7 protein-coding genes are annotated in these 7,300 nt (G+C 37.0%); 3 read left to right on the plus strand and 4 right to left on the minus strand.

Annotation, left to right across the window (positions count from 1 at the left end):
• The first annotated feature begins 60 nt into the window (after positions 1–60).
• The 3 genes from hemE (at position 61) to GA0061081_RS10215 (ending at position 2,175) form a co-directional block, all read left to right on the plus strand.
• Positions 61–1,134 carry a uroporphyrinogen decarboxylase gene (hemE, locus tag GA0061081_RS10205; protein ID WP_091350646.1) on the plus strand — a complete coding sequence of 358 codons (1,074 nt, stop codon included), beginning with the start codon at positions 61–63 and terminating at the stop codon, positions 1,132–1,134.
• The gene (locus GA0061081_RS10210) at positions 1,127–1,720 is read left to right on the plus strand and encodes a YjaG family protein (protein WP_091350648.1); all 594 of its coding nucleotides are present in this window, start codon (positions 1,127–1,129) and stop codon (positions 1,718–1,720) included. Before hemE ends, GA0061081_RS10210 begins: the two co-directional genes overlap by 8 nt.
• A 182-nt stretch (positions 1,721–1,902) precedes the next feature.
• A complete protein-coding gene (locus tag GA0061081_RS10215; protein WP_065558407.1) occupies positions 1,903–2,175 on the plus strand; it encodes an HU family DNA-binding protein in 273 nt (90 codons plus the stop codon).
• Between the two features lie 191 nt (positions 2,176–2,366).
• Here GA0061081_RS10215 and ybaK read toward each other — a convergent pair whose 3' ends face one another.
• The 4 genes from ybaK to glyQ all read right to left on the minus strand — a co-directional run bounded on the left by ybaK (position 2,367) and on the right by glyQ (position 6,849).
• A complete protein-coding gene (gene ybaK, locus GA0061081_RS10220) occupies positions 2,367–2,852 on the minus strand; it encodes a Cys-tRNA(Pro) deacylase (protein WP_091350650.1) in 486 nt (161 codons plus the stop codon).
• A 98-nt stretch (positions 2,853–2,950) separates the two neighbouring features.
• A complete protein-coding gene (locus GA0061081_RS10225; protein ID WP_141683370.1) occupies positions 2,951–3,604 on the minus strand; it encodes a hypothetical protein in 654 nt (217 codons plus the stop codon).
• Positions 3,605–3,833: 229 nt separating this feature from the next.
• Positions 3,834–5,906 (minus strand): glycine--tRNA ligase subunit beta, encoded by a 2,073-nt coding sequence (glyS, locus tag GA0061081_RS10230; RefSeq protein ID WP_091350655.1) that lies wholly within the window; start codon positions 5,904–5,906, stop codon positions 3,834–3,836.
• A 10-nt stretch (positions 5,907–5,916) separates the two neighbouring features.
• The gene (gene glyQ, locus GA0061081_RS10235) at positions 5,917–6,849 is read right to left on the minus strand and encodes a glycine--tRNA ligase subunit alpha (RefSeq protein ID WP_091350656.1); all 933 of its coding nucleotides are present in this window, start codon (positions 6,847–6,849) and stop codon (positions 5,917–5,919) included.
• Positions 6,850–7,300 lie beyond the last annotated feature (451 nt).

The following is a 7,300-nucleotide window of genomic DNA, read 5'->3' on the forward strand; positions in this document are numbered from 1 at the left end:
AAACGCATACTTTCCTGAAATTTTTGACAAACTAACCTCTTTATTGAAAGAACTGAAGATATGAGCCAATTAAAAAATGATCGTTATTTACGTGCTTTGCAATGTTTACCAGTGGACTACACACCGATTTGGATGATGCGTCAAGCTGGTCGCTATTTATCTGAGTATCGCCAGTTAAGAGCAAAAGCAGGGGATTTTATGACTTTATGTCAAACGCCCGAGCTCGCTTGCGAAGCGACTTTACAGCCCATAGCACGATATAAACTTGATGCTGCTATTATCTTTTCTGATATTTTAACCATTCCTGATGCTATGGGGCTTGGTTTACATTTTGAGGCAGGTGAAGGGCCTAAATTTACAAAATCGATTACTTGCATGTCTGATATTGAGAAATTACCGATTCCTGATCCAAATCAATCACTTAATTATGTGATGGAGGCGATTCGTTTAACTCAAAAAGAGCTCAATGGCAAAGTACCGTTAATTGGATTTTCAGGCAGTCCATGGACATTAGCAACCTACATGATAGAAGGAGGGAGCAGTAAAGCGTTTACTAAAATAAAAAAAATGCTTTATAGCGAACCTAAAGCGCTACATCGACTACTTGAAAAGCTTGCTGATAGCGTGGCCTTGTACTTAAATGCCCAAATTGAAGCCGGAGCACAATCTATTATGATTTTTGATACTTGGGGTGGAGTATTGAGCCATCAAAGTTATCAAACATTCTCATTGCATTATATGCAATTAATCTTATCAAAATTAAAACGTGGTCATAAAACGTCAGACATCACCTCTTATGTACCTGTCACGCTTTTTACAAAGGGTGGAGGATTATGGTTCGATAGTATTGCCAATACAGGTTGTGATGCTATTGGTGTTGACTGGACTGTAAATTTGAGCTCAATTGCCTCAAAGGGAAAAATTGCCGTACAAGGCAACTTAGATCCATCCGTTTTATATGCTGATAAACTTACAATCGAATCTAATGTTAGCACCATTCTTAACGAATTTGGTGCTTATTCTGGTCATATTTTTAATTTAGGTCACGGTATTCATCAAGATATTCCCGTTGAACATGTGCAATATTTAATTGACGCAGTGCATCAAAAGTCTAAAAGGTTTCATCATGATTAAAAACCCTATTCAATTAAGAATAGAAAAGTTACCACAATGGCAACAACGTTTATTTATGGCTTGCCTATGTGAACGAATGTATCCCAATTTTGTTTTTTATTGCCAGCAACAACAAAATGAAGAAGATGCAAAGAGCTACAAAAAAATACTAGATTTAGTCTGGGAATCATTACTGGTTGAAGATGTTAAAATCAACTTCGATTTACAGCTTGAAAAATTAGAAGCCATTATTCCTACGGTAACTGACGACAGCCCTTATATGGTTTACCCTGCTATTGATGCTTGTCAGGCGCTTAGTGAAGCTCTACATTCTTATTTAAGTGGTGAAATAGCCGAACATAGTGCCAAGGTAAGTGGTATATCCGCCACTACCGTTGCCGAATTTGAAATGACTAAAACCAATGTTGCGCTATCTGAAGACGAACAACAAAACTTACAGAGCGTTGTTGACGAGTTTGATTTGCAGTGGGAACTCTTTCGATTATTACGCGATGAAACCAACGAAACGATTGAGTTAATAAAAGGCTTAAAAGATGAAATACGGTCGGCTAAAACAAGTAATATTGGTGTTTTTTTGAGCAATTAAGCTATTTGAAGAGTGATTTTTTTATTTTTTATTAAATTTTTCTTTAATCTTAATCAAATATAGACTACATTTAACAGCAATGTAACCTAAACATTGTTTACAGTAACGAAGCTAGGATTGTTGATTCTTGCTTTGTATGTAATGTTAACTTTAACAATAAAATAATATGTAAGGATATACCCATGAATAAAACAGAACTTGTCGACGCTATTGCTAGCAAAGCAGATATTACTAAAGTTGCAGCTAAAACAGCATTAGAAGCTACATTAGCAGCTATTACTGAATCATTAAAAGCTGGTGAACCAGTTCAATTAGTTGGTTTTGGCACATTCAAAGTTAATGCTCGTAAAGCACGTACAGGCCGTAACCCTAAGACTGGTAAAGAAATTAAAATTGCAGCAAGCAAAGTACCAGCATTTGTATCTGGTAAAAGTTTAAAAGAAGCAATCAAATAAGTTGATTCTTTTTCTATCGATGATTTTATTGATGGAACATAACAAGGGCATAGAACATTGTTTTATGCCCTTGTTATTGAGCTAAAATAATATGTGCTAAAAATAGAAAACAGCCTATTTTTTTAAATTTTTAATCTCACCTTGTAACATTTAAACTCAACAGCAAATTAAAAATTGTTTTACCGATAATTTTAAGTGGTTATTTCAGTTAATGTGGCCTTTAATATATCGGCCAAATCTTGAGGGGCAATTTCAATTTCTAATCCTCTTCTACCGCCCGATATAAACATTGTAGTGAGCTGATTTGCACTTAAATCAATCAATGTTGGAAAGTGTTGTTTTTGGCCTAAAGGGCTAATTCCACCGACTAAATAGCCCGTTACCTTTTGTGCTAAATTAGGATCTGCCAAATCTACTTTTTTACAATTTAACGCTTTTGCAGCTTTTTTAAGATCTAAATGACCATCAACAGGTAACACACAAACAGCTAAGGTTTTAGGGTTACCGTTTAAGCTCACAACCAACGTTTTAAACACTTGGGCGGCAGTGACATTTAAACTTGGATCAAGCTTATCTACAGCTTCCTGTCCGTAGTGGATTTGGTTGGGATCGTGCTTATATTGGTGAATGTTAAATTTGATGTTTAACTTTTTAAGCAAATTAATAGCGGGTGTCATAGTTATTATCCTACCGGTTTTGTTATAACAAATTAATACACGCAAATTGACATAGCACGTTAATCCTCACCAACAAAAATTGGTGAGGATCAGAATAGTTAAACAATCAAATTACTGGTTGTTTCATAATCATCTTTTGCCGGCAAGTTTTGGCTAGTAGTATTAGTGGCTAGCGAATAAAGACGATAGAAAAAGCTAGTAACAAAGATATCAAAAAAGGCAGAGGCGAATGAAATGATAGCACTCAATATAATATTTTCATTATCTAAGGTCATACCCAATTTGGCCAAAAGGGTAGAAAATGCACCGCTAATTAATAACATCAAAAGACCAGGAGCCCAATATTTTTTTACTAGCTGATAGTTTAACGAAAGTAAATCAGCGAAACTTTTTTGTTTAGGATCAGCTAATGACCCGAAAAAGAGATCAGAAAAAATAGAGAAAAATATAATTGGAACAATTAGTATTAAAGCAATTAATAACAAAATCAAAATGCTAGGTAATAAAAAATTTAAACAAATAAATACTAAAGATAAAATGATTGCTATTAAGAAGACTAAAAAAATAAAAGTAATATAAAAACCAAGAATTTTTAGCATACTGGATAGAAAACTAGACAAGAATAGCTTTGGCTTAAGTTTATTGCTGCTATTAAGATTACTAACGGTTGCAATACTAATTGACTTCATAGTGCTATGGATTAACAAAGCTAGAATCAAAATTGGAATATGGGGAGATAGATCTAAATACAATTGGAGGTCCAAATTAAGATAGTAAAGATAGTTAGTAATAACCGAATTAGCTAACGCTACCATTAGGCTTACAAACAAAATAGGCATTACATGGTTACGAGTAAAATTCAGTGTTTGTTTAAAAATTAAAGAAAAAGTCAGTTTTTTTTGCACTTCCATAAAAGTTCCTTTCTTGTGGTAACTGGTTTTGTTACCACCATTTATTTTGTTGAAAAATTTAATTTGTCAATTAGGCTTGTAGTAATGAAATATCCGCTACTTTTAAGAATAAGTTCTGCAACTTTTTCAAAAGCGCTAATCGATTAAGTTTAATCTGTTCATTGTCAACCATAACCATGACAGAATCAAAAAAGGCATTGACCGTCTCTTTAAGAGATGATAATTCAACTAACGCATCTTGATAACGACCTTCACTAAAATAAGGTGAAAGTTTATCGGTTAAAACTGCCAATTTTTTAGCTAATTCACCTTCAGCACCTGCTTCTAGCAAGGCTGCATTGATCTGTTCTGGAATAGTAATTTCGGCTTTAGATAAGATATTTGACACTCGTTTATTGGCCTCGGCTAATGACGATGCTTCTGGCAAGGTTCTAAAGTGAGTAACTGCTTTAATGCGCGCATCAAAATCAGCCGGTTTTGTTGGATTAAGCGCTAAAACCGCTTGAATAGTATCAATGGCAAAGCCTTGTTCTTGATACCAAGCGCGGAAACGACCTTGCATAAAAGTAACAATATCCTCAACCACATTTGTATTACTCAATTTATCACCATATAACGATGCAGCATAACTGGTTAATTCAACAAGATCTAACGGTAGTGTCTTTTCAACAATGATTCGTAAAACACCAATTGCAGCCCGACGTAATGCAAAAGGATCTTTATCGCCTTTAGGGTGCTGTCCGATACCAAAAATACCCGCTAAAGTATCCATTTTTTCAGCGATAGAAACCGCACAAGACACAGCTGTACTTGGTAATTCATCGCCAGCAAAACGTGGTTTATATTGTTCTTCAATTGCGGTGGCCACTTCACTGCTTTCACCATCTTTTAGTGCCAAATAACGGCCCATAATGCCTTGCGTTTCAGGGAATTCAAAAACGGTATTGGTCACTAAATCACATTTAGTCAACTTACCTGCTCGTTTCGCTTGCTCAACATTGGTACCTATATGTTCAGCAATAAAACCAGATAAGGCTTCAATACGAAGTGATTTATCTTTAACCGTACCCAATTGTTGTTGAAATAAAACCGTATCAAGGCGAGGCAAACGATCTTCTAAACGTTGTTTCAAATCCGTATTATAGAAAAACTCAGCATCAGCAAGGCGAGGGCGAACTACCTTTTCATTACCCGAAATTACCACCTGCGGATCTTTTGACTCAATATTGGCAACAAAAATAAAGTTAGGTAACAATTTTCCTTGATTATCATAAACAGGGAAATACTTCTGATCACCTTTCATCGTATACACTAACGACTCTGCAGGAACGGCTAAAAAACGCTCTTCAAATTTAGCGGTTAACACAACAGGCCATTCCACCAATGACGACACCTCCTCAAGCAGGCTATCGGTTAAGTCGGCTTTACCGTTTAATTTTGCCGCGGCATCTTCGGCTTGTTGTTTAATGATCGCTTTACGCTTATCATAGTCAGCCACCACCTTACCGCGTTGCTCTAAAATTTCAGGATACTGATCGGCATTATCGATAGTAAACTCTTGTTCACCCATAAAACGGTGGCCACGAATAATGCGGTTTGACTCAATATCTAAAATGGTACCAGACACAAGCTCATCACCATACAACATAGTCACCGTATGACATGGGCGAATAAATTCGACCTGTCTTGCTGCCCAACGCATTGGTTTAGGGATAGGTAATTTACTTAATGCGGTTTTAACCATATCACATAAAAGATTAACAACAGGCTGACCTTTTTGATTTTGAGTATAAGAAAGCCACTCGCCTTTATCTGTTTGTATACGCTCAGCTTGCTCAACAGTAATGCCACAACCTCGCGCCCAACCTTCGGCAGCTTTAGTCGCATGACCATTGGCATCAAATGCCGCACTCACCGCCGGACCACGTTTAACTATTTGGCTATCGGGCTGGGTATCGCTCAAATTTAAAACTTTTAACGCTAAACGACGTGGCGAAGCATACCAAAGCACTTCACCATGTTCTAAATTGGCATTATCAAGCTGTTGTATAAAATTTGCCGCAAAGCTTTCTGCTAAAGTGCGGAGTGATTTTGGTGGTAACTCTTCGGTACCGATTTCCACTAAGAATGTTTTTTGCATAATCTTCTAATTCCTACTTTGATGCACTGTCGTTAGCGCGTGAATTTTGGCACATAGGGAACCCAAGTGCTTCACGAGATGCATAATATGCCTCGGCCACCATTTTTGTTAACGTCCTAATACGCAAAATATAACGTTGACGCTCTGTGACCGAAATCGCCTTACGTGCATCAAGCAAATTAAAACAGTGGGCGGCTTTTAAAATACGCTCATAAGCCGGCAAAGGAAGCGGTTTTTCTAGCTCAAGTAAAAACTTAGCTTCTTTTTCGTGTTGTTCAAAACAATAAAATAAAAATTCAACATTAGCGTATTCAAAATTATATGTTGACTGCTCAACCTCGTTTTGATGGAACACATCACCATAAGTCGTTTTACCAAATGCACCATCACTCCAAACTAAATCATAAACGCTATCGACGCCTTGAATATACATTGCTAAACGCTCAAGTCCGTAAGTGATCTCGCCGGTGACCGGCTTACATTCAAGCCCGCCAACTTGTTGAAAGTAAGTAAACTGGGTTACTTCCATCCCATTTAACCAAACCTCCCAACCAAGCCCCCATGCACCGAGGGTTGGGTTTTCCCAATTGTCTTCAACAAAACGGATATCGTTAACAGTAGGATCAAGCCCCAACTCTTTTAACGAACCTAAATAGAGCTCTTGGATATTATCGGGCGAAGGTTTTAAGATAACTTGAAATTGATAATAATGTTGTAACCTGTTTGGGTTTTCGCCATAGCGACCATCGGTTGGGCGGCGTGATGGTTGAACATAAGCAGCATTAATCGGCTCAGGCCCCAAGGCTCGTAAACAAGTCATAGGATGAGAAGTCCCCGCGCCAACTTCCATATCTAAAGGCTGAATCACGGTGCATCCTTGATTAGCCCAGTAATCTTGTAACGTAAGAATTAACCCCTGAAAGGTTTTGACATTAAACTTTTGCATGATGTTATCTTTATGGTTGAATTGGTTTTTCGATAATTTAAATAGTGCTATATATTATACTTTTTATCAATAGTTGTGAAATGTCTAATTGTTTTATGCCTGAATATACGGGGTGAGTTAAAGATGGTTTTTTTTATAAAAAAACAGAAAAACAAAAACTTCAATAAAATCAATACCTTTCCTGACCGATTTTTGGGCGGAAAATCAGGCCTTTTTTGCTTTAGTGAATAGAATAAATTGTGCAGAGGTTTCGGACGTTTTGACCTTTAGCGAACAAAATAGTTACAGTAACCACGTCCGAGTCAGGGAATTAAAGCGAATTCCCTGACAACCCACGCTTTGGCTGCAGAATGTGGCCTACGGCACTACTCGTATCATCCTGATACTCGCCTCTACGAGGCCATCTTCGCTGTGCTCAGATGTTCAAATTTGTTCCAGACAAATTTGTCCG

The sequence above is a fragment of the Gilliamella bombicola genome (assembly GCF_900094945.1).
Lineage (GTDB): Bacteria > Pseudomonadota > Gammaproteobacteria > Enterobacterales > Orbaceae > Gilliamella > Gilliamella bombicola.

What these genes read in the sequence shown, in the direction of transcription:
- glyQ (WP_091350656.1), bottom strand. Translation starts at nt 6,849, where the DNA reads ATGCAAAAGTTTAATGTCAAAACCTTTCAGGGGTTAATTCTTACGTTA.
- hemE (WP_091350646.1), top strand. Translation starts at nt 61, where the DNA reads ATGAGCCAATTAAAAAATGATCGTTATTTACGTGCTTTGCAATGTTTA.
- GA0061081_RS10215 (WP_065558407.1), top strand. Translation starts at nt 1,903, where the DNA reads ATGAATAAAACAGAACTTGTCGACGCTATTGCTAGCAAAGCAGATATT.
- ybaK (WP_091350650.1), bottom strand. Translation starts at nt 2,852, where the DNA reads ATGACACCCGCTATTAATTTGCTTAAAAAGTTAAACATCAAATTTAAC.
- GA0061081_RS10210 (WP_091350648.1), top strand. Translation starts at nt 1,127, where the DNA reads ATGATTAAAAACCCTATTCAATTAAGAATAGAAAAGTTACCACAATGG.